The sequence below is a fragment of the Pelotomaculum propionicicum genome, assembly GCF_004369225.1.
Taxonomy (GTDB): Bacteria; Bacillota; Desulfotomaculia; order Desulfotomaculales; family Pelotomaculaceae; genus Pelotomaculum_B; species Pelotomaculum_B propionicicum.
Genome location: NZ_QFFZ01000010.1, coordinates 64,146 through 85,126 on the forward strand (window position 1 = coordinate 64,146; position 20,981 = coordinate 85,126).

Genomic DNA, 20,981 nt, shown 5'->3' on the forward strand with positions numbered 1-20,981 from the left:
GTACTTACCTCCACCAGCCTATTTATATTCCGCGTTATATTTGTCAGCCAGTTCCTTGACCTTGTCCAGTATCTGCCGGCCTTCGATTCCCTTGTCCTTCATGCTGGCGACATATTCATCCTGGATCGGCTTAATTGTGGTTATCCAGCGGTCTGCCTCCTCTTTCTGCAGGGTGAGCAGCTTCATGCCTTTCTCATCAACCGCGTATTTCAATGCAGCTTCGTTCTGCTTGTCCCACAATCCCATGGCCACTTTTTCAAAGTATTCCTCGTTGACCTTTTCAATGGCCTTCTGCGTTTCAGGAGACAGTGAGTTCCACTTGTCAAGGTTCATAGTCACAAAGAACAGGGTGTTGTAAAGGAAAGGCGTCTTGGTTATATACTGGGTGACTTCGGCCTGTTTCCAGCCCTGCAACACCTCAATCGGCCCAAGGTTGCCCTTTACAACTCCCTTGGACAGTGCCTCATAGGCGTCTGACTGCGGCATAGCCACGGGGTTGGCTCCCAATGCCTTCAGTGTTTTGGCGCTGAGGCCGGTAGCCCTTATTTCAAGCCCCTTCAAGTCTTCCATTTTCTGCACCGGAACTTTTGTAAACAAATCTCCGGAGCCGGTGGTCAGCACCATCATCAGCTTGGTGTCCTGCACTTCTTTGGGTTTGAGCTGTTTTATCCCCTCCCAGGCGACCTTGCTGGCTGCCTTGGAGTTGTTGTAAGTAACCCCGGGAAGTTCAAAAGCTTCAAGCGCGGGGAAACGTCCCCTGGTGTAAGAGAAACATGACAGTCCCATATCGGCGATACCGTTTACCACACCGTCATAAATGGCGTCTGCTTTAAGCAATGTCTCCTGGGGATAGCTGGTAACTTTAACCTGTCCATTGGTGGCTGCTTCGATAGCTTTGGCCCAGGGCTGAATTAATTCCTTCTCAGCTGGGTGAGTGCTCGGAAAAAAATGCGCCAGCTTAAGCTCAACCACCTTTTGGCTTTTTGCCGGTTCAGACGATTTCGATGAACACCCGGTCAGGGCAAGCAACGCTGTAACCGTCACTAACAACAAAACCATACCTGTTGCCCGTGCAAACTTCCACCTTACATTGCCTAGCCATAATCTTTTCACTCTTTTTCCTCCTTTAAAATATTTTTAAAATAAAAAAAACCCCTATAGGAGTTTTAGGCAGCAGTAAAAAATTCATTTTACTTGAACAGGGTAAATATTAAACAATACTCCCTTTGCCTGCCGTATTACCATCCTACGCTTGTTGCACTACTGTACTTCCCTAAACCTACCGTACTGCTGACGCAAAAAAAACTGTAAATTTAACCGAAGATGAAACCACCTTCCTTTCCGGACAACTGCTTTTTATACTTCGGCGGCAGTGTGAAATTTCCTGCAGCAAAGGGAAAAATTTTCGACATTTTTATTTACTGTTAGTTTTCTTCAGTTCTTCCGGCAGCCCCCAGCTGCCCTCTCTGACAATCGACGCTTTAACGCCGTGCAGCCTAATCTTCCGCAGATGCGAGCTCAAAGCCAGGCCGAGCGAATCATGACGCGCCAGGATTACCCTGGTTTTACCGCTTTTAGCACCGGGCGCGCAGCTCGCCCCTCCCGCCGCCTGGGCGCGCGCCAGCAATTCCACGGCTTCCGCGTGTTCCGCCGTAATTGACAGCTCATATTGCTTATGCCTGTGCAGACGCCCGCTGCTGTAGGAGATACTGCGATCTCCTATACCGCCGAAACTGTACAGGTTAAAGATAGTCATGCCGCCATGTTTAAAAATAGTGCGCTCGCGGGACATTTCCGATAAATCAAGCCTGCTTATTTTATACGCGTTGTACTCAAAGCCCTTTTCATACACTCTCATCACAGCGTAGGAGCAGGGGAACTGGACTGTGGCTGGCAGTTCAACATAGGGCAAACTGCCGGTCACAAAACGGCTGGTGCTTACCTTATGGTGGTGCATGTGCCCGTAAAAAACGCCCCTGACCTCAGGGAAGCGCCTGATGGTCTGCTGAAACCTCCTGTAGTCCTTGGCGCCCAGCCAAACATCGAAACCATTGCAGGGGTGGTGGAGAAATATGAAGGCCGGACGCCCCCCTCCCTCCCGCAGGCGCTCCTCCACCCAACTCAGCTGCTCCCCGCCAATCTGTCCCCAGTCTTTGTCCGGGACGCAGCTGTCCAGGAAAAGCAGCTGGCAGCCCATAATGCTGAAAATGCTCCGGGTTGCCGCCCGGTTGGCGATATATTGTAAAAATCCTTGCTCTCCCCGGCCCGCGTACTTAAGATATTTGTCATGGTTACCGATACAAACTACGTAGGGAATATCGCCAAAAGCAGGCAGCAGGGATCTTTTCAGCACCTGATACTGCAGCTCGCTGGCCGAGTCCGTCAGGTCGCCGGTGATTATGACCAGATTGACGTTTCTCTGTTTCATATCCCTGACGCACTGTTCAAAAAGGGCGCCTGAATAGTCAGTGAGTTTGCCGAAATATTTTTCGTTCACATCATTTACCGAATCGCCAAAGGCGGCATGGACATCGCTGATCAGCCCCAGACTGAACAGCAGTTTTCCCTCCGGCGCGGGCAAAGTCATAAAGGAATTGAGGGAGCCGCTGACCCCGCCGCTTTCAACAGTATACCAGTAGCGGGTGGACGGTTTCAGGCCGGATACTTCCACCTGGTGGTATTCGGTGTCAGGCAGGCCGGAATATTGGGACAAGATCTTTGGGTCCTCGCCCAGCAAAATATTAGTGTCAGTTTTTGCACCCGGCGTAACCCAGGTAATCACGGCATGGTCACTGCCTGCCGTGCACAACTCTTCGTTGTTGATAACAACCATAAAAACGCTGGCCCCGCTCTCATGCAACATTTTATTGCCAGCATATGAGTGCAAATAAAAATGTGTTATTAGCCTGGTACAATAAAGGAATATTGACATATTCCGACGAAGAAATTTTATAAGGGAAAAATTTTTATAACATGGTGGTAGAAAATGTACCAGCTCTTTTTTCAGCATCTCCTGCAGCAAAACAAGGATATAGTCCTGATCACCAGGAGTGACGGGAGAATCACTGACGCTAATGAAAACGCCATAAAGGCTTACGGTTATAGTATTGAAGAGCTTAAGAAAAAGAATATCCTGGACTTGCTGGCGCCGGATATGATCCTGGACGTAGCGGACCTGACAGCTAAATCCAGGGAGAAGCCCACTGAGATAGAAACACTGCAGCAAAACAAAAACGGGGACATCTTTCCGGTGGAAATAGTATCAAGAAGCGCCGGCAGCGGCAGTAAAGCGAGGCTATTATGTATGATTCGTGATTATGCGGAACCAGAACTGACTGAAAACGACAAAAAACAAAACCTGCGCTATAAAGAGCTCAAAATAGCCTATGAAGAAATAAAAGCCGCTTATGAAGAGCTGGCCAAAACTACTTATGAATCTTTTAATGACTACAGCAGCCTGCTGCTCTCCAAGCGCAGGGAGGAACAGGCGCGCAAGCGGGCCGAACTCCTCTCCAACACCGACTACCTGACCGGCGTGCTGAACCGCCGCGCCTTCGAAAAACAGCTTGACGCCGAGATCAACAGGGCCGGCCGGGAGAACTTGTCTTTGGGGGTAATCCTAACTGATATTGATTTCTTTAAAACAATCAATGACACCCACGGCCACCCGGTCGGTGACGAGGTTTTAAAGAATTTTGCCGACTTTCTCTCGCAGCAGTGCCGCTCCTATGACTTCGTTGGCCGTTTCGGCGGGGAAGAATTTATTCTCTGCCTGCCCGGCGTTGCTGAAAAACAGGCAGTCATGATCGCCCGGCGCCTTTGTTTGAGGGTACGGGAGCTGCAGTTGGGAGTAACCTCTCCCGATAATTTAAAAATAACGGCCAGCTTCGGGGTGGCCGTTTTGAAGAAAGATGAGAGAGAAACTATCGATTCAATTATAAAGAGGGCTGACGAAGCGCTGTACCTGGCCAAGACAGAGGGCAGGAACTGTGTCCGGCTGGCCTCTTAAGTAAAATTTAACGCGCTGTAAAAGTCTTTCCATCCAGCTTGCAGAGGATTTGTACTAAATTGCGGCCCGAATAAAGCGCCGGGGGTATGCCCCCGCCAGGTTCCACCCACTGGCCGGCCATATAAAAATTAGCCAAGCCCGGCAGCGTTTTCGGCACACGGGCCATTACCGCCTCCTTCGTCATCAGCCAACCCTCGTAGGAACCCCGGTAATTGTGGGTATAACGCCAAAAAGTATACGGCGTGGCCACATCAGCCACCTCCACCTGCGCTGCCAGGCCCGGATAATACCCCTCCAGCCTGGCCAGCACATCTGCCGCGGCTTTTGACTTTTCAGCCTGGTAGCGGCTGCTCTCCTGGCGCAGGTTGTACCAGTAGCCGTAGCCAGCCTCGAACATAACCTGAAGCACTGTGCCGCCCGGCGGCGCCAGCGTTGGGTCATAGTTGAAAACACGCAGCATGAAGGTTTTTACTTCCTGCCCGCCCACAGACAACGGCTCCCGCAGCCAGATCAGGCTGGAGGACGGTTCGCCCGGAAACTGGCGCGATACTCCGAAACTGACCAAAATCACCGGCTCAAACAAAGGCCAGCTGGCAAACCGGTGGCGGGTGGCCTGGTCCACGTAGCGCCCTCCGAGCATTTCGAAGATAGTACTGTGCCCGTCAGCGGCCGAAACCACCAGGTCAGCCCGGTGCTCCGAGCCGTCCGCCAAACAGACCCCCAGCGCCCGGTCATTTTCCACCAGTATTTTCTGCACACTTGCCCCGTAGCTGATCTCTCCGCCCAAAGCCTGGTAGCGCCTGGCTATGGCCTGGGAAAATCTTAGTGAGCCGCCTTCAACCAGGCCCAACTGGCCGCCTGCCAGCTGCCCCAGCACCACAAAAAGAAAATATGTGGGCATCTCAGGGACAAAAAGGTCGGTGACGCAGCGGCGCAGGAACGGGTCCTTAAAGCGCTGCGCGAAATCTTTAACAGACATGTTGTAGCGCAGCACATACTTCAGAAGCCCGCGTACCTGCCATATCTCTTTGAGGCTGTCCAGCTTTCCCTTTATTTCTGCCGGTTTAGGTATGCCAGTATCAAAGCCTGTTAAAGCCCGGCTGCCCTCCACCAGCTCGTCAATGGCACCCGCGTCTTCAGGCGACAGTGCCTTCATATCGGCGGACAGGCGGTCCAGGTCAGCGGTTACCGCCAGGCTCCTGCCGCTGGCCTCGTCGCGGCAGCAGACGATATTTTCCAGAGGCATCAGCCTGTTTCCTTCAAAAGCGCCCAGTTCATCATAAATCCTGCGAAATGAGTCGCCGGGCTTACAGGCCATCAACCAGTGGATGCAGCCGTCTATGGTATACCCCCTGCGCTGCCAGGCGGTGCAAAGCCCCCCCGGTAAAGTGTGGCTCTCAAAGATACGCGTGCTGTAGCCGTTCATCCTCGCGTAACAGCCTGTGGACAGACCGGCCAGCCCGGCGCCGATGATAATAATCGATTTACCAGCCAATATTCTTCCCCTCCCTCAACAGCTGAAGGTAATTCCGTTATTTCACAGGTCGGCTTTATTATATCTGTACTTAACAGCCTTTGCCAGCTATTTCAAATATATTCAGCCTACCAGTTTATTACAATTTTTGCTGCGGCGCGCGCAGGGTGAGAGAGCCAACGCCGCCCAGGAAGGCCACCGCCGCGGCCAGCAAAAAGGCCTGGCCAAAAGAGTGGGCCGAGTCTGCCAGGAAGCCGGCCACGGACGGAGCGGCGGCCTGGCCCAGGGCAAAGAAAAGCGTTACCATGCCCAGAGCCGCCGGGGCCAGCCGCGGGCCCATATAATCGCCGCAGGCGGCCGCAACGATGCCGGGGATGCTAAAAGCGGAAAGCCCGTATAGGAAGGCGGATATATACAGCGTAGAGGCTGCGCCGGCAACTGCGAACAAGAAGAAGCTGACCGCCTGCAGCCCGAAGACCAGGGCTAGGGCTTGCTTTCGTCCCAACCGGTCAGAGACGACACCCCAAAGGATACCGCCGACAATACCGAGGCCCCCTATGGCAGACCATACCGCGCCCGCCTGGGCCTGGCTGAAACCTTTGTCGCTGACCATGGCGGCTGAGAAAAAGGTGCCGTAAATAATATAGGAGAAACCAAAGAACAGGTAAACCAGGCCCAGGCGCCACAAGGCCGGTGACCCGTAAACCTTGTTCCAGGCAATAGCGCCTTGACTTGCGGGCCTATCCTGCCGCCCGCCGGCGGCGCCGGCGCCTGCCACGCCTTCCCCCGCGAGGCGGCCGGCAGGGGCTCCCGCGGGCTGCAGCCCTTTTTCCGAGGGGTTGTTCCGCAGTAAAATCCAGCCTATTACCCCCAATAATGCCACTACCCCGCCCAGGATAAACCAGCTCAGGCGCCAGCCGTTTTGCGGGTAGGCCGTAATTACACCGGGTACCAGAAACCCGGTAATCAGGAAGCCGAAACCAGACCCGCCGACCAGAAAACCGGCCGCCATGCCGCGGCGTTCAGGAGCGAACCAGGCCGAAATAAGTCCCATCACCGGGATATTGCTGCCCGCGCTGCCCATACCGGTCAAAAAGCGGTAGGCCACTACCCCGGCCAGCCCCCCCGCGGTCCCCGTCAGGAACATGCTGGCGCCGGTCAACAGCAGGCCGCAGCTGATCACAATCCGCGGCCCGAACCTGGAGGCGAGAAAACCGCCAACCACAGAAAAAACCGTGTAGCCCACCAGGTTTCCGGTAGCGATCAGGCCCATCTGGGTGTTGTTTAAAAACAGCCCTTCCCGCATGGAAGGCAGTATCATGGCATAGCCGAACCGGGCAAACCCCAAGGCGCCCATTACTGTCAAAACGCCTGTGATTAAAATCACCCAGCTGTAGTTAAAACGCGCCCTGCCGCCTGCCGGCTTGGTTTCCGGTTGTTTACGCTCCAAATTTATCACTCCCGAAAAAATTAGTATACGTGACCCGTAAATTAAAAAAACCAGCCCCTCTGGTAAGAGCCAGTTTTTTTCTCTAAATAGAAAAATCCGAACTCATCTCAGCTTAGCTCAATATGTGCTCATCTCAGCTAAAACAAAAACATCCCCGCAGGAATGTTCTGCGCAATATATTGCCGTATTACCGTCCTACCATCTTGGTTACCATTATATAGATCCCGTTTGCTGACGGCAAGCAAAATATTAACCTTAAACCTACTGATCTAGGATTTCCACAATTTGAGTTTGCTTCCTTCAAACATAGCTTCCAAATTTTAATCCCCTTTTCCATATAGAACAATCCGGCTTTTCTGTGAGTCGAATATCCTATCTTATCATAAATAGTAATGGGGGCATGAGAAGCGTCCCTTTGGCCTTGCCATTTTTTGATTAATTAATTAATTGACACAAACCAATTTCTGTGATATTTTTATGATATCAAATTGATATCATAAACAAAGGGGGTTTGCAAATGTCCAAGCTATCCGGCACAAGCGAAAGACAACTGCATTATGAAGAAATCAAGGCAAAAAGTATCAGCGGTATGCTGATGCTGGTACTGAACATCGCCCTGATGATCGGCGCCATACTTGGGTTCATTTACAGCGTTATTCTTGTCGAAAGAGGCGCGGCGCATGGTCTCTGGGTAAGCCTGGTCGTAGTTTGCGCTTTATATCTTTTCCTGATCGGACCCTTCCTGTTCATTGGGCTGAAAATCCTCCAGCCCAACGAAGCCCTGGTGCTCACCCTGTTTGGGAAATATTACGGTACATTAAGGGGAGAGGGCTTTTTCTTTGTCAATCCCTTTGTCGTCGCAGTGAATCCCGCTTCTGCCAGCGCTTCAGGATGTAACACCGTTTCGATTGAAAAAGCCTCATCCGGGGGAAAATCCCACGGGGTCAACGTGAAAATTCCCAATAAAAAAATTTCCCTGAAAAGCATGACCTTGCATAACGAGAAACAGAAGATCAACGACGAGCTGGGTAATCCGATTATCATCGGCATCGTAGTCATCTGGAAGGTGGTCAATACGGCCAAGGCGGTGTTTAACGTAGACAACTACATCGAATTTCTGTCCATCCAATGCGATTCGTCGCTTCGCAATATTGTGCGTCTCTACCCCTATGACGCCTCCTCGGAAGATGGCGAAAAATCCCTGCGGGGCAGCAGCCAGGAAGTTGCGGAGAGGATTAAAGAAGAAATCCAATCAAGAGTAGATATCGCCGGCCTTGAAATATTGGAGGCCCGGATCACCCATCTGGCCTACGCCCCGGAAATTGCCGCCGCCATGCTGCAGCGGCAGCAAGCCTCCGCTATCATCGCCGCAAGACAGATGATAGTTGAGGGCGCCGTTGGAATGGTGGAAATGGCCCTCTCCAAGCTGAGCGAAAACAATATCGTCCAACTGGATGAAGAGCGCAAGGCAGCCATGGTCAGCAATCTCCTGGTTGTCCTGTGCGGGAACAAGGATCCCCAGCCTATCGTCAACAGCGGTTCCATATACTAAGGCGAGGGCACAGAACGCGGGTGACCGATATATAATCGGAAGAATGCCCGCTCACTGGATTCAGACCGTATGTGTGGAGGGGTGATACCGATTGGAAAATGCGGCGCATAAAGAAAAGGATAAGAAGCAGATTCTGTTGAGAGTATCCCCCTCTCTCTGGAAGGAATTAGCCGCCTGGGCTGAAGAGGACTTCCGTTCCATCAACGGCCAGATCGAATACCTGCTGACAGAATGTGTCAGGCGGCGAAAAAAGACAAACAAAAATATATGAAAGGGCGAAATCTCTGATTTCGCCTTTTGATTTTAGTTATTGTCTGGCATTGCTTTTGTTAAACACCTGATCTGTGCTGATGTCAGGAAAACCTTCCCCCTGTGCCCCTGCTCCGGCGCCAATGGCATGTGTATCTGGCGAGGGCGGGGGATAACCCTGATCTCACCTAACCCTATCACCCTCCCGCAAGATATTACATAAAATGTTATTACAGGCAACCAGTGGGGAGAGTGGAATTTATGGAAAAGCTGCACTTGCTGATAATGTTGCTGCTGGCACTGTCAAGCAACCTGGACAACCTGCTCATCAGCATTTCTTGCGGCACCAGGAAAATTAATATTCCACCAGCCACCAACCTTCTGATCGCTGTTATCACCGGCGCCGTAACCCTGGCCGCCATGCTGGCCGGCAAATTCATACACGGTTTTATTCACCCGTGGTACGCCAACTATCTGGGATCTTTGCTTATTGTCTTTTCCGGGATCAGGATTTTTATCAACGAAATGTTAAAAACATGCGCATACACTGCCGGGTATAAACGGGATCCGATAAGCGCCAGCAAAAAACAGCCCGCGTTTTGCCAGCTGTTTAATTACCGGTCAGTTAATTTTTTTAACCGCTATCGGACTGTCAGCTTAAAAGAAGGTTTTTTTCTCGGCTTAGCCCTCGCCTTAAACAACCTGGCAAACGGCATCGGCGCCGGCCTGACCGGACTCAGCCACATTCTAACCCCTTTATTTGTAGCCGCCTTTAGCTTAATCTCAATCTGGCTTGGGCTGAAAATCGGCTACAACTGCCTCTCCCGCCTGCCGGTAGGCCTGGCCGGCCCGGCCTCGGGCGCATTATTGATCCTGATTGGGCTTTTTGAGATGTTTTATTAGTAGCTATAAACTTCTCTCATAATATTCACTAAGCTTTTTGTCACAATGTCTTATTATCCAGTTTATTTCTTGTTCAGACAATCTATTAAATACATGCTTGTTAAATTCAACATATTCGATCTCTCTGCATTTATTCATAAAACGCATATCCTCAAACCGTTTGAAAGGATTGGTAAAAATATTCCTCTTGACATCCTTTCTAGTAAAGCTTTCTTTGCAGAACAATAACAATATAGCCAAAATCATCGGATTTGAACTGGTTAAGATTTTGCGCCACACTCTGAACACTGCCGCATACCACATAGGCGTCTTTTTCCTTCTGCTCAGCAACATACATTCCAGCAGATATTTCTGGCCATATTTCTTCAAAGGTGTCTTTTGCTTGGCTGACCAGTTCCCTGGTGTGAGCTAGAAAGAGTGTTCTTTTGCCATAATTTCTGGCGTCGCTTACTGCAGTTACAGTTTTACCCGCACCTGTCGCATGATATAGCAGGGCAATGCTCTCCCCGCTGTCCCTCATCTTTTGTAGGCTTTCCAATGCGGAATGCTGGTGGCTTTTCAACTCGATGATTTTACCTTTTTGTTTCGGCAGGTAATCATCCAGCAACCTGAATATTGACATTTCACCTACAAAAGTTACCAGTTCATCCCTGACTTTTTCACGTTGGTTTTTCAGTTGATTATATGCCCAGCGGTACACTTTCCAGTTGTTGAAGATTAGACTGTTCTGTTTCAGAATATCATCATAATATTTATTAGCTGAAACTCTCTGCGGATTGTGAAATTTATCCCCATCAATCTCAATAGCAATGCGCATCTCCTCATTTTCAAGCGCAAAATCAATGAACCTTCTGTTTCCGTATATATCAACAAAAGGATACTGTATGAAAAGATACTTAGTTTTCTCAGGTCCAAAGGCATCACAGAAAATCTCTATAAACAAATCTTCAGCTGCGCTGGCTAAGCTGGCTTTGTATTTCACATCATTATCCAAATCTCGTAACACTCCTATTCTTCAATAACTTCCAGCAGCAAAAGCCTTTGATTAAAAGCGCCCCGTTCTTTGGCCTTCTTCTTCTGAATATCATAAAAATCCGGAATTTCAATTCTTTTATATTTCAGAATGGCATGAATAACCTCAACTAGGTCAGCCAACTCATTAACACTATCACTGTCCAGATACTCCTGTAACTCTTCGCTGAGCTTCTGATCCAGGAATTTTTTATAATTTTCGTTATCCAGCTTCTTAGTAATTGCCTTTTTACCGCTTTTCTCAATTATTTCGGGAATTTTGTCTCTAATAAGTTTGTTATATGTAATAACTTTCATTTGTCTAAACCTCGTTTCACGCTAACTACTTTATCTAAAAAATAATTAATCGATGACAATATTTTGTCGGTAATGAAATTGTTACTAGTTAGAATGTTTTTTAATTTCGACCTATTTTTAGAATGATCCTGCAATGCAATATTACTATTACTAATTGTAATCTCTCTAAATAAACAAAAACCGCTAAAAAGCGGCAAGTTGTTATAGATGAAATTTATATACTCAACTTTCGCAGGACAAAAGTTGGAGCCGTCCCTTTAAAAATGCTGGCAGACTGGATTAAAGGCATTAAAATAAAAACCCGCCCAAAATAGGCGAGCTGTTTAAGCAGTCATTTGCTTGACCTTTTGACTCGTATTTTCTGTCAGTTTATTTCTCAGCCTTAGCTACCTGGTCCTTTGCCTTTACCTCTTCCTGCTCTTCAATATCAGCCTGCGTGGAACGCTTAAATTCCCGTATGGTCTTGCCTACTGCCTTGCCTACATCCGGCAGTTTGCCCGGTCCGAAAATAATCAAAACCACTACCAGTATAAGAACTAAATGCAAGGGCTGAAACGCTCCGGAAAACATGCTTGTCCCCCCTTTAAAGGTCTTACGATGATTATACCAGATTAAGCGGTAAACGCAATTATTTATTTATACCCCGGCAGCTCTACCGGCAAATTTAATAACCTCATCTGTCCTCAGAAAGCCGCTTTTTTTTCAGCAAAGACAGGTATTCTTCCAGCGTTCCCGCCAGCTTTGTGTTTTTGTGACTGGTTAGGTATAAATAATGCAGTAAATAACTTTTTTATAATAACGCCTTTATGTAAAAATCGGAGCGCTTAGCATGTTAGTTTGTGCGATTAAAATCGCACCTACAGTTCTAAATGATACTGGTGATGCGCACGGTGCGGGTGGCTTCATCCCAGTCAACCCTGTCTCCCAGCGCCTCGCTTACAAAGCGGAGCGGCGCCAGGACCCTGTCGCCGATAATTTTGGGAGGCGCCTCCAAAATCACCTCATGCACGTCCTTGGGTCCGCTCCAGAGAGCTTTTTCGTTCCCCACTGTAAGTTCCACTGTGATGTCCTCTTTTTGGGCGGTGACCTTCCGTGTTTCAGGGTCCCAGGTCACGGCCGCGCCGGGCGCCTCAAACAGCGCCCGCAGGGGGACCAGGGTCCGCCCTTTTTCTATCACCGGCGGCACGTCAAAGGCCAGGGTTTTGCCGTCCAGCAGGACTGTAACCTGAGGAGTGACTATAACCTCAATTTTGAATGTATGCTCCGGCATACGGCTTTCCCAGGGGCGCATATAAGCGAGGGAAAGCGTAACCGTGCCGGCGCCGGCCGCCTGGAAAGTCCAGTATTCACGGCCTCCGGCGCCGGGCAGGGGGATTGACGCTCCCTGGAATTCATGTTTTGCCTCTTTCAAAATATTGCTGTCAGGCTGCGGGAAATACTGCCACTCATAACCGGTGGAAGGATTGCCGGGCAGGCTTAATTCAAGCGACTGTCCTTCAACCAGCACCACCACATCGCCATTGCTGCTTTCATCCAGGGCCTGAGCGGCGTAAGCTCCCGCCGGGATAAACAACAGTGTCACCACCAGCACTGCAAAATACAGGTAAAGCCTGGTTTTAGTCATCACCGGATCATCTCCTTATCAGGTTTCTACTCTTTTTGACGTCAGGGGCGGCATTCTGGTTCTGTTGACGGGCGTCAATAACTTACAAAACTTAGGCGCCCGGCGCCTAAGTTTAGGCAAATAGTACCTCTACAGCCTACAAATGCACGGTTAGGCCGTCAGAGGCGGCGGTCACGTCAACTCCCGTTTCGACCGTCAGCTGGCGCGCCAGTTCCCACGGTTTAGCTTTGAGCATGGTCATGCCGAAGTGAGTCAAAAAGACCTTTTCGGGCTTCAGCCCGGCAATAATAGTCCTGACATCGTCCATGGCCAGGTGCATAATTCTGGGGTTTTGATGCGCCATGTGCCGCACCACATTGATCACCAGCAGGTCCGTGCCTTTGTAGCTCTGCAGCAGTTCCGGAAAAAACCTGGTGTCTGCCATAAATGAGACCGTCAGACCATCTAAACCGAATTTGACTCCGTAGGTCTCCACAGCGTGCAGGTGCCTTGCCGAAGTTGAAAACGACAGGCTCCCCAGCCGGTATTCCTTGTTTTCCTCCAAAATTACAATATCTTCTAGAAAGCCCCGCAAATACTTTAAAATGACAGGGTCTTCCCCGTGGACGCACTCCCGCGGCGCAAAAAGCACACCGCGCCTGTTCAGCCCGCCGCCGGTCATGGAATCGATCAGCACATTAGCGTCATTGCTGTGGTCGATATGAGCATGGGTGAGGATTATTGCGTCCAGCTTTTCGACATCAATGCCCGGCCTTGAGGAGGCTAACCTGACCAGCGCGCCTGGACCGGGGTCCAGCATAATGTTTTGACCCTTCATTGAGATAAAAGTGCCGGCAGATGATCTAAGCTGCTTAGCCATTACAAACCTGGCTCCGGCCGTGCCTAAAAACTTAATAAAATTGCTATCGCCCACCTTACTCCTCCCCTGCTGTGAAGTGATAAAACAAAAGAGCTGTTTCCAGCTCTAGTGTGGGCCACCGCCACTCGGACCGGCAGGCATACCTGTTGTGCTTACCAGACTATCATACTCAATGAGTTCAGGCTTTTCATACTCTTTCATGCTGTCACCCCCTTGGAAACTATTGGGCTAGATTCATTTTACTTTAACAGTCTGGGTTTGTAAATAAGCACCAGGCAGATATCTTAATAGTACGACAATTACCTTACACAGTTTGTCTGAAACATGTTAAAATAGATGAGGTAATCCTTAAAAGGAGGCGCACTCAATGAACAAATTTTCTCTACCCAGTGAACAGGTAACTCAGGGTGTGGCCAGGGCGCCGCACAGGTCCCTCTTTTACGCCATGGGTTACACCCCGGACGATTTGAAGAAGCCGTTGATCGGTGTGGTCAACGCTTTTAATGAGATTATCCCCGGACACGTTCACCTGCGGGATCTGGCCCAGGCAGCCAAACTGGGCGTGGCCGCCGGAGGCGGCACACCGGTGGAATTCCCGGTAATAGGCATTTGTGACGGAATCGCCATGAACCACGACGGTATGAAGTACCCTCTGGCCAGCCGCGAGCTGATCGCCGACTCAATCGAAACCATGGCCATAGCCCACAAGTTTGACGGTTTGGTCCTTATCGGCAACTGTGACAAGATTGTGCCGGGCATGCTCATGGCGGCGGCCAGGCTTAATATACCGTCTGTTTACGTCGGCGGCGGGCCGATGCTGACCGGCGACCACGCCGGACAGGAGGCGGACCTGGTACGTCCCCTTTTTGAAGCCGTAGGAGCTTACGCCGCGGGCAAAATCAGCGAAGCGGAGATGACAGAGATGGAGATGAGCGCCTGCCCCACCTGCGGCAGCTGCGCCGGGCTTTTCACAGCCAACTCCATGAACTGCCTGGTCGAGGCGCTCGGCATCGGCCTGCCGGGCAACGGCACTATTCCGGCCCCGTACGGGCAGCGCAAGGCGCTGGCCAAGCTAGCCGGCCAGCAGGCGGTACAGATGGTCAGAGACAACACACGCCCGCGTGATATCATGACCTTAAACGCCTTTCACAACGCTATAGCCCTGGATATGGCCATCGGCGGCTCCAGCAACACGGTGCTGCACCTTCTGGCCATCGCAGACGAGGCCGGCGTACCGCTGAAGCTGGAAGACTTTGACGAAATCAGCGCCCGCGTTCCCAATATCACCAAGCTCAGCCCCGGCGGCACCCACCGGCTGTTTAACCTTTACGGAGCAGGCGGCATCTCCGCCGTGCTGAAACAGCTAAGCGAGCACGGCCTGCTCAAGCTGGATGAAAAAACGGTAACCGGAAAAACTCTTGGCGAAAACATCAGCCAGGCAGTTGTGCGAGATCCGGAAGTGATCCGTCCCATGGACAATCCATACGCCAAAGAAGGCGGCATTGCCATTTTAAGAGGCAACCTGGCGCCCGACGGGGCAGTGGTGAAGCAGTCCGCGGTAGCCAAGGAAATGCTGGCGCACAGCGGCCCGGCCAGGGTCTTTGATGATGAGGAAGAGGCTTTTACAGCTATTATGGCCGGCAAGATCAATAAAGGAGACGTTGTGGTAATACGCTACGAAGGTCCCAAGGGCGGCCCGGGCATGCGTGAAATGCTTAGCCCCACTTCATCAATCACCGGCATGGGGCTTGACAAGGATGTGGCGCTGATCACGGACGGACGTTTTTCCGGCGGCACCCGCGGCGCCAGTATCGGACACGTATCGCCGGAAGCTTCCGAGGGCGGCCCCATTGCCCTGGTGCGGGAAGGCGATATCATTGAGATCGACATCCCCAAACGTATTTTAAATGTTAAAGTATCTGATGAAGAGATGGCCGCCCGCCGGAGCAGCTGGCAGCCGCCCGCTCCGAAAGTGACCGGCAAAAGCTACCTGGCCCGCTACGCGGCGCTGGTTACCTCAGCCAGCACCGGAGCGGTGGTCAAGGCGCCGGGACAGAGCCGTTAAAAACAAACAAAAGTGGTTGAGAGATTTTTGCTTTCAACCACTTTTTATAATAAAATCTCAGGGCCAAACATTTGTTCTTGCTAAGCTATTAGCAGGAGATGGTGTCAATGGAAAAATTACTAACCACTCACCAGTTAGCTAAACTATTAAATGTTTGGCCTGAAACATTGCGACGGTGGGAAAGAGAAGGAAAATTAATACCTTTGCGTACACCCGGCGGACACAGGCGCTATAAAGAATCACAGGTATTGGCTTTAATTGGAAAAGAGATAACTGAGAAAGGAGCAAATCGTTGTGCTGTTTATGCCCGCGTATCTACTGCAAAACAGGCCGAAGCCGGGAATCTCCAGCGGCAAAAAGAGCGATTGATAGCCTATGCGGTGGAAAAAGGTTATCAGATTAAAGCAGTATATACCGAAATCGCATCCGGTCTGAACGAAAATAGGCGGGAGCTTGCTAAATTAGCCAAAACAGCCACAAAGGGTGAAATAGAAGTGATTGTCATCGAAAACAAAGAGCGGTTGGCCCGTTTTGGCTATAAATATTTGGAGCAATACTGCCGGTCATGCGGTGTTGAAATTGACATAGTGGAATTGGGCGAAGAGAAATCGCCGCAAGAAGAACTGGTAGAAGACATGATAGCCATAGTGACCAACCGGATCTCTGTTCTGATCTACCTGGCCCATAAGCCTTCCCAAAAGACCGGTCTGATCAACGGGCGCAACTACCGGCAGATGGTTTTGGACTACCTCAAAACAGGCGGAGCCTATCAGGTGGAGATTATTCGCGAAAACAGCCGTTATTACATTCACGTTACCATTGAAGAAGAAATACCTGTACCATATATCCCCCATAGCGGAGTTATTGGCGTTGACACCAACCCGGACGGGTTGGGCATAGCCCGCGCCGACTGTCTGGGGCAGTTCAAAGAAAGCCTGTGGCTACCGCAGGGCGAGTGGACATACGCCCGAAGTACCCGGCGGGATAACCTGATCGGCGAGGCCGCGGCCCTGGTGGTGGATATGGCGAAACAGTTAAATTGCGCCCTTGCTGTTGAAGACCTGAAGTTTAAAAACGACAAGTCCGTGACGGCAAAATTCAACCGGATGAGTCACAGTTTTGTGTGGTCAAGATTTCTGCAGGCTTTAGAGCGCAGGGCCGCCCGCGAGGGAGTTCCCCTGGCAAAAGTGCCGCCACCGTTCACGTCAATTATCGGCATACTGAAATATCAACAGCAGTACGGAATTTCAAACCACGAAGCGGCGGCATACACAATAGCCCGGCGTGGCCTGGGATATGGCAAGGAAAAGGTACCTAAACAATTGATACAACGATTTATCAAGGAAAGGGATGCCTTTATGTTTTTAGCCAACTGGAAGCAGTGGAGTTCAATCAAGAAAGCGGCTGTTGCCGCAGTTAAAAAACTAACTAAAAGGAAGGTGAAAAGCCTGGTTTCCTGGCAGCACTACAGAAAACAACTGTTAGCAGGGTAAGCCCCTTGCCATAGATTTTACGTGGCGACACAGTACACGTTGCGAAAGGCTGTTGTCGCAAATAACAATCAGGCGGTGGGTAACACCCCCTTCCGGGTAGGACCCAGCACTCAACCTAGCGTTTGATAGGTAAGAGAATTAAAGAAGGTTTTATCTTTCCGCTAGGGAGGTAATCTATCAAGCATTAGGTTGAGTGTTGGGGCGGCATAAGCCACCCGGAACACAGGCGAAAGCCTGTGGCTCAGCAGTTGAATCCTGTGACACTGCCTCCCGTTGGTCGGCGGGAGAGAAATCTAAATATATCTGGATTATCCTGTATAAATCAGATTTGTTTAGTTTTCAGAAACCAGGTGAACTGGATGCCCCCTTTTTTCCCGGATGACGTGGCCAAGGCCGCTTTCATCCGTTCAGACGGTGAGTGTGAGTGTTTGAATAACACCCATAAGCATTACGGCCGGTGCAACAACCATCTTACCTTTGTGATGAGAGGCCTTGACCTGCCCGGCGGCTGGGAGGCCGTCCCGATAGACGCCGCCGGCCCGCCTGTATTGAGCAACTGCCAGGCCATCTGCCGCGACTGCCTGGCAAACGGGAACGGTTCTTGATTTGCCATGGCAAATCAAGAACCGTTCCCGTTTTTGCATTTTTATGGCTGTAGCTTTAGCGGTTTCTACATTACCGCTGTATTATGATTCTGAGGTTGATAACTTCCTATCCATAAAGCATCTCGCATTTTTGCGCATCAATTCAGAGGAATATAAAAATATATTGTGCTACACTTGAACCAATGGAGGTGAAGTTATGGAATGGCTGCAACAATTAAATCAAGCAATCGAATATATAGAAGATAATCTTGCCGGGGATATTTCCTACGACAAAGCAGCACAAATTGCCTGCTGCTCTACGCACCAATTCAACGGATGTTTTCCTATATCGCGGGAATATCCCTGTCTGAATATATCCGGCACAGGCGGATGAGCGCCGCTGCCTTTGACCTTCAAGGCAAAAACGCAAAGGTATCGGAAATTGCCGCTAAATATGGCTATCAGTCACCGACAGCGTTCAACCGTGCATTTAAAAATGGTGTCCGGGCATTGAACGGCTTAAGTCTAAGTGTAAAGCAGGGGGAAATATTCTCATTGCTGGGGCCAAACGGCGCGGGAAAATCCTCACTGATCAACATTTTGACAACCTGTTATGCGCCTACGTCCGGCACGGTAACGATGCTGGGCAAGGATTTGTACAAGGAGCCTGCCTATATCCGCTCGAAAATTGCCTGTGTGGCACAGACAGTTTCAATTGACACGCATTTATCCCTGCTGGAAAATATGATGTTTCAAAGCAGGCTCTACAGGGTGGACAATGCTACGGCAAGAAAGAGGATTAACACCCTGATTGACAGCTTTGGGCTGTCGCAGTATTTGCACTACCCGGTTGCTTCTTATTCCGGCGGTGTAAAACGCCGGTTGGATATTGCCATGAACATGGTTTCGTATCCTCAAATACTTTTTTTAGACGAACCAACGGTTGGTATGGATATTAGTTCCCGAAAAGCCATGTGGGAAATCGTGCGGAAAGTTCGGGATGATTTTTATGAAATCCCAAGGCAGCTTTTATAGAATATTAATAGCGCCTGTAAAACGAAGCTCCATTGTTCTTGGGCAAATGCTGGAGGCGGTTTTGCTTTCGTTTATTGAAATAGCCATCCTGTTTGCATTATCTATGCTCTTGTCGGCGCGCATGGAATCGGGATTACCGGACTTTTTCTGATGCTTCCGCTTATTTTTCTTGCGGCATTTTTTATGTCGGGACTATCCTACACTATCAGCCTGTATCTACCCAATGAAGTGATTTATGAAACTCTGATGAATTTGATTGTACTTTCCATCTTCTTTACCAGCACAGCATTATTTCCGTTGGACAGTATATCGGGCACCTTGAAAATTGCGGTAATCATAAACCCTTTCACCCATGTTATAAACTGTCTGCGCAGTTTAATTTTAGAGACTTCTATTGATTGGAAAAACTTATTGCTTGTGACAGGCTTCTTTATATGTCTTTGTGGCGGTAGTTTTGCATTAGCCATTCGTAAGCTGCAAAAAGAATATCAGCAATAATATACTCCTGCATCATTATCTGATGCCTCAAAACCATAAGTTTAGCATCAAGTATCCAATAAACATCGGCAAACAGGGACTAGCAAACGGAGAACGGTCTCCATTTGCTAGTTATTCGGCTTAAAATGTATCTCCTATGACTTTCCAATCAGCGGGGTCTTCCATGCCGAGACGCCAGATGGCGATGCCGCCCAGGTCCAGATCTTCGACCACAGTGAGCTTATGGGAGAGGCTGGAGGCGTTTTCAAACCAGACCTGGTGCTCCTTCCGGGAGCTGTCCGTGTACTTAAAGTACGGCACTTTCCCCACGTTATCCCACATAATTCTCGCACCCTGGGCGGCAGCCAGTTCAGAGGCCTGCGCGAAAGAAATATACCTGGGCGGCTGCTGGGCTGCCCAGTCAAACCCGTAGCCGGGTATCCCCAGGAGTATCTTTTCCTTGGGGATATTGGCGGCGGCGTAAGCTGCCACCTTACTGACCCAGCCGTAAGAAGCTATCGGGCCCGGCCCGCTGTAGCTCCCGTGCTCATCGTAAGTCATGATGATCACATAATGGGCATAGCGTCCTATCTGCTTATAGTCAAAAGGGCCGGACCAGGTATTGGTAATGTCGTCACGTGTTTTAGCCGGGACACAGACGGCAACTTTGAACCCCTGCGGGTCAAGCCGCTGGTACAGCTCCTTCACCAGCAGTGAATACTTTTCTCTGTCGGCTAAACTGACCCTTTCTATATCAAGGTTTATACCGTCGTACCCGTATTCCTTGATCAAACTTTCCAACTGGTTAATGAACTTATTCCTTGTTTCAGAGGTGGCCAGCATCTGAGCGGCCAGGCCGGCGCCGTCTACCTGTCCGGGATAAAGCAGGTTATGCACCAAAGCCAGCACCTGAATATCGTTCTGGTGGGCTGCGCTTATGATATCTTTTAAATCAGCGGGTGAGGTAGCGTCAGCGTAATGCTGCTCCAGCACTTCAGTGGGGTTGTCCGGCGCCAGCCTGTACCAAAAAGGGGCGCAGGCATTGATCAGGCCGCTGTTCTCCAGCATCCGCTGATAAGAGCAGGGCAGGCTCCCCTCCCTGTCAACATAAAAGCCAAGTACAAACCTGCTGCTCAGGTTGCCTTTGCTGTCTGCGGAAGGATAAGGATTTGCGGCAAGGTTTGCAGGCGGGATCCAGAGCCCCTGCCCGGGCATAATTGTTTCGGAAAGCAAGTTATTGACTGTTTTAAGCTGCTCGACCGGGACTGAAAATTTTTGTCCCACAGTAAGCAGGGTGTCGCCTTTTTGGATTATGTAGATTTGGTACGGTACTATTGTATCAGCTGCCGCGGCAGAAAAGGCGGACAGCATAATTATTCCTATGATGGCTGCCAGAGCAATTTTTGGCCACTTCAAGGCAATCTCTCCTTTACGTGAGTTTCTTTGCATAAATTGCTATGGAAGACTTCTCTAAATCTCGGAAGAAACCTTTGCGTCCTGTGGTGGTAATTCCTTCCTGACAAAGTGCAAATTAAAGGACTGACCCCTGCAAAATTCCGGATCAGTCCTTAAGAGCCGTTGTATGAAGTTTGGAGCTCAACGTTATTCTTTTACTTCAATATAGATACCGCAGCAGCAGGCCGGGCAGATGAATTCATCATCCTCGAAGCATTCCGCGGCATTATCCCCACCCTGCCGGTCAGCTTCTTCTGAAGTTGCGTCATCCGCTTGCAGCGGCTTTGGCTTCTCAGTCATAAAAACCTCCATCTCGCGCCGCCGGTGCGGGCGACACAAATAGTAATGAAAACGGGTGCGCACCCCCCCCTGGTTGCTGTACAATTTGTCTGAGGAGAAGACACACTACAAAGCACGGTGAGG

Annotated in this window: 21 protein-coding genes; 10 read left to right on the forward strand and 11 right to left on the reverse strand. The window is 50.1% G+C overall.

Translation table 11 applies throughout. The annotated features are described in order from the left end of the window. Positions 1-18: 18 nt before the first annotated feature. Positions 19-1,113, reverse strand: a complete 1,095-nt coding sequence (locus tag Pmgp_RS06660) for a TRAP transporter substrate-binding protein (RefSeq protein WP_243119753.1) — start codon at positions 1,111-1,113, stop codon at positions 19-21. A gap of 301 nt (positions 1,114-1,414) precedes the next feature. Next, complete coding sequence (locus tag Pmgp_RS06665) at positions 1,415-2,863, reverse strand: purple acid phosphatase family protein (protein ID WP_192902823.1); 1,449 nt, start codon at positions 2,861-2,863, stop codon at positions 1,415-1,417. A 123-nt stretch (positions 2,864-2,986) separates the two neighbouring features. Between Pmgp_RS06665 and Pmgp_RS06670 the strand changes: the two genes are divergently transcribed. Beyond that, positions 2,987-4,009 carry a sensor domain-containing diguanylate cyclase gene (locus Pmgp_RS06670; RefSeq protein ID WP_134213194.1) on the forward strand — a complete coding sequence of 341 codons (1,023 nt, stop codon included), beginning with the start codon at positions 2,987-2,989 and terminating at the stop codon, positions 4,007-4,009. A gap of 7 nt (positions 4,010-4,016) precedes the next feature. On the opposite strand, the gene Pmgp_RS06675 is transcribed toward Pmgp_RS06670, so the two are convergent. Continuing rightward, positions 4,017-5,504 (reverse strand): phytoene desaturase family protein, encoded by a 1,488-nt coding sequence (locus Pmgp_RS06675; protein ID WP_192902824.1) that lies wholly within the window; start codon positions 5,502-5,504, stop codon positions 4,017-4,019. 118 nt (positions 5,505-5,622) lie between these two features. Next, a complete protein-coding gene (locus Pmgp_RS06680; RefSeq protein WP_134213196.1) occupies positions 5,623-6,933 on the reverse strand; it encodes an MFS transporter in 1,311 nt (436 codons plus the stop codon). A 517-nt stretch (positions 6,934-7,450) separates the two neighbouring features. Between Pmgp_RS06680 and Pmgp_RS06685 the strand changes: the two genes are divergently transcribed. The 3 genes from Pmgp_RS06685 (at position 7,451) to Pmgp_RS06695 (ending at position 9,637) form a co-directional block, all read left to right on the forward strand. Beyond that, a complete protein-coding gene (locus Pmgp_RS06685) occupies positions 7,451-8,485 on the forward strand; it encodes an SPFH domain-containing protein (protein ID WP_134213197.1) in 1,035 nt (344 codons plus the stop codon). A 91-nt stretch (positions 8,486-8,576) separates the two neighbouring features. Next, a complete protein-coding gene (locus Pmgp_RS06690) occupies positions 8,577-8,756 on the forward strand; it encodes a type II toxin-antitoxin system antitoxin (RefSeq protein WP_134213198.1) in 180 nt (59 codons plus the stop codon). Between the two features lie 239 nt (positions 8,757-8,995). After that, entirely contained in the window at positions 8,996-9,637 is a 642-nt protein-coding gene (locus Pmgp_RS06695; protein WP_134213199.1) for a manganese efflux pump, read from the forward strand. Between the two features lie 199 nt (positions 9,638-9,836). On the opposite strand, the gene Pmgp_RS06700 is transcribed toward Pmgp_RS06695, so the two are convergent. From Pmgp_RS06700 to Pmgp_RS06720, 5 genes are all read right to left on the reverse strand, one after another. Next, positions 9,837-10,631, reverse strand: coding sequence for a DEAD/DEAH box helicase family protein (locus tag Pmgp_RS06700; protein WP_134213200.1), 795 nt, complete (start codon positions 10,629-10,631; stop codon positions 9,837-9,839). A gap of 14 nt (positions 10,632-10,645) precedes the next feature. Next, on the reverse strand, positions 10,646-10,966 hold the full coding sequence (locus Pmgp_RS06705) for a nucleoside triphosphate pyrophosphohydrolase (RefSeq protein WP_134213201.1): 321 nt from the start codon (positions 10,964-10,966) through the stop codon (positions 10,646-10,648). Positions 10,967-11,335: 369 nt separating this feature from the next. Next, positions 11,336-11,536, reverse strand: a complete 201-nt coding sequence (gene tatA, locus Pmgp_RS06710; RefSeq protein WP_134213202.1) for a twin-arginine translocase TatA/TatE family subunit — start codon at positions 11,534-11,536, stop codon at positions 11,336-11,338. 295 nt (positions 11,537-11,831) lie between these two features. Further along, positions 11,832-12,590, reverse strand: a complete 759-nt coding sequence (locus Pmgp_RS06715) for a stalk domain-containing protein (protein WP_243119755.1) — start codon at positions 12,588-12,590, stop codon at positions 11,832-11,834. Between the two features lie 136 nt (positions 12,591-12,726). After that, the gene (locus Pmgp_RS06720) at positions 12,727-13,503 is read right to left on the reverse strand and encodes an MBL fold metallo-hydrolase (RefSeq protein WP_205077967.1); all 777 of its coding nucleotides are present in this window, start codon (positions 13,501-13,503) and stop codon (positions 12,727-12,729) included. Between the two features lie 313 nt (positions 13,504-13,816). Here Pmgp_RS06720 and ilvD point away from each other — a divergent pair, with 313 nt between their 5' ends. The 6 genes from ilvD to Pmgp_RS06745 all read left to right on the forward strand — a co-directional run bounded on the left by ilvD (position 13,817) and on the right by Pmgp_RS06745 (position 19,124). After that, positions 13,817-15,514: a dihydroxy-acid dehydratase gene (gene ilvD / locus Pmgp_RS06725; RefSeq protein WP_134213204.1), complete on the forward strand. Its 1,698-nt coding sequence runs from the start codon at positions 13,817-13,819 to the stop codon at positions 15,512-15,514. A 107-nt stretch (positions 15,515-15,621) separates the two neighbouring features. Continuing rightward, entirely contained in the window at positions 15,622-17,007 is a 1,386-nt protein-coding gene (locus tag Pmgp_RS20220; RefSeq protein ID WP_134213205.1) for an IS607 family transposase, read from the forward strand. A 359-nt stretch (positions 17,008-17,366) separates the two neighbouring features. Continuing rightward, positions 17,367-17,612 carry a hypothetical protein gene (locus tag Pmgp_RS06735; protein ID WP_134213206.1) on the forward strand — a complete coding sequence of 82 codons (246 nt, stop codon included), beginning with the start codon at positions 17,367-17,369 and terminating at the stop codon, positions 17,610-17,612. 196 nt (positions 17,613-17,808) lie between these two features. After that, positions 17,809-17,985: a hypothetical protein gene (locus Pmgp_RS20675; RefSeq protein WP_192902825.1), complete on the forward strand. Its 177-nt coding sequence runs from the start codon at positions 17,809-17,811 to the stop codon at positions 17,983-17,985. Beyond that, positions 17,928-18,626: an ATP-binding cassette domain-containing protein gene (locus Pmgp_RS06740; RefSeq protein ID WP_192902826.1), complete on the forward strand. Its 699-nt coding sequence runs from the start codon at positions 17,928-17,930 to the stop codon at positions 18,624-18,626. Before Pmgp_RS20675 ends, Pmgp_RS06740 begins: the two co-directional genes overlap by 58 nt. Before the next feature lie 150 nt (positions 18,627-18,776). Beyond that, positions 18,777-19,124 (forward strand): ABC transporter permease, encoded by a 348-nt coding sequence (locus tag Pmgp_RS06745; RefSeq protein ID WP_282432883.1) that lies wholly within the window; start codon positions 18,777-18,779, stop codon positions 19,122-19,124. Between the two features lie 120 nt (positions 19,125-19,244). On the opposite strand, the gene Pmgp_RS06750 is transcribed toward Pmgp_RS06745, so the two are convergent. After that, complete coding sequence (locus Pmgp_RS06750) at positions 19,245-20,519, reverse strand: glycoside hydrolase family 18 protein (protein ID WP_192902827.1); 1,275 nt, start codon at positions 20,517-20,519, stop codon at positions 19,245-19,247. A 186-nt stretch (positions 20,520-20,705) separates the two neighbouring features. Next, positions 20,706-20,858, reverse strand: coding sequence for a hypothetical protein (locus Pmgp_RS19695; protein WP_192902828.1), 153 nt, complete (start codon positions 20,856-20,858; stop codon positions 20,706-20,708). Positions 20,859-20,981: the final 123 nt, after the last annotated feature.

Coding starts and splice junctions, on each gene's coding strand:
- Pmgp_RS06715 (WP_243119755.1), bottom strand. CDS start 12,590: ATGACTAAAACCAGGCTTTACCTGTATTTTGCAGTGCTGGTGGTGACA.
- ilvD (WP_134213204.1), top strand. CDS start 13,817: ATGAACAAATTTTCTCTACCCAGTGAACAGGTAACTCAGGGTGTGGCC.
- Pmgp_RS06705 (WP_134213201.1), bottom strand. CDS start 10,966: ATGAAAGTTATTACATATAACAAACTTATTAGAGACAAAATTCCCGAA.
- Pmgp_RS06735 (WP_134213206.1), top strand. CDS start 17,367: ATGCCCCCTTTTTTCCCGGATGACGTGGCCAAGGCCGCTTTCATCCGT.
- Pmgp_RS06745 (WP_282432883.1), top strand. CDS start 18,777: ATGCTTCCGCTTATTTTTCTTGCGGCATTTTTTATGTCGGGACTATCC.
- Pmgp_RS20220 (WP_134213205.1), top strand. CDS start 15,622: ATGGAAAAATTACTAACCACTCACCAGTTAGCTAAACTATTAAATGTT.
- Pmgp_RS06695 (WP_134213199.1), top strand. CDS start 8,996: ATGGAAAAGCTGCACTTGCTGATAATGTTGCTGCTGGCACTGTCAAGC.
- Pmgp_RS19695 (WP_192902828.1), bottom strand. CDS start 20,858: ATGACTGAGAAGCCAAAGCCGCTGCAAGCGGATGACGCAACTTCAGAA.
- Pmgp_RS06670 (WP_134213194.1), top strand. CDS start 2,987: ATGTACCAGCTCTTTTTTCAGCATCTCCTGCAGCAAAACAAGGATATA.
- Pmgp_RS06740 (WP_192902826.1), top strand. CDS start 17,928: ATGTTTTCCTATATCGCGGGAATATCCCTGTCTGAATATATCCGGCAC.
- Pmgp_RS06685 (WP_134213197.1), top strand. CDS start 7,451: ATGTCCAAGCTATCCGGCACAAGCGAAAGACAACTGCATTATGAAGAA.
- Pmgp_RS20675 (WP_192902825.1), top strand. CDS start 17,809: ATGGAATGGCTGCAACAATTAAATCAAGCAATCGAATATATAGAAGAT.
- tatA (WP_134213202.1), bottom strand. CDS start 11,536: ATGTTTTCCGGAGCGTTTCAGCCCTTGCATTTAGTTCTTATACTGGTA.
- Pmgp_RS06665 (WP_192902823.1), bottom strand. CDS start 2,863: ATGTTGCATGAGAGCGGGGCCAGCGTTTTTATGGTTGTTATCAACAAC.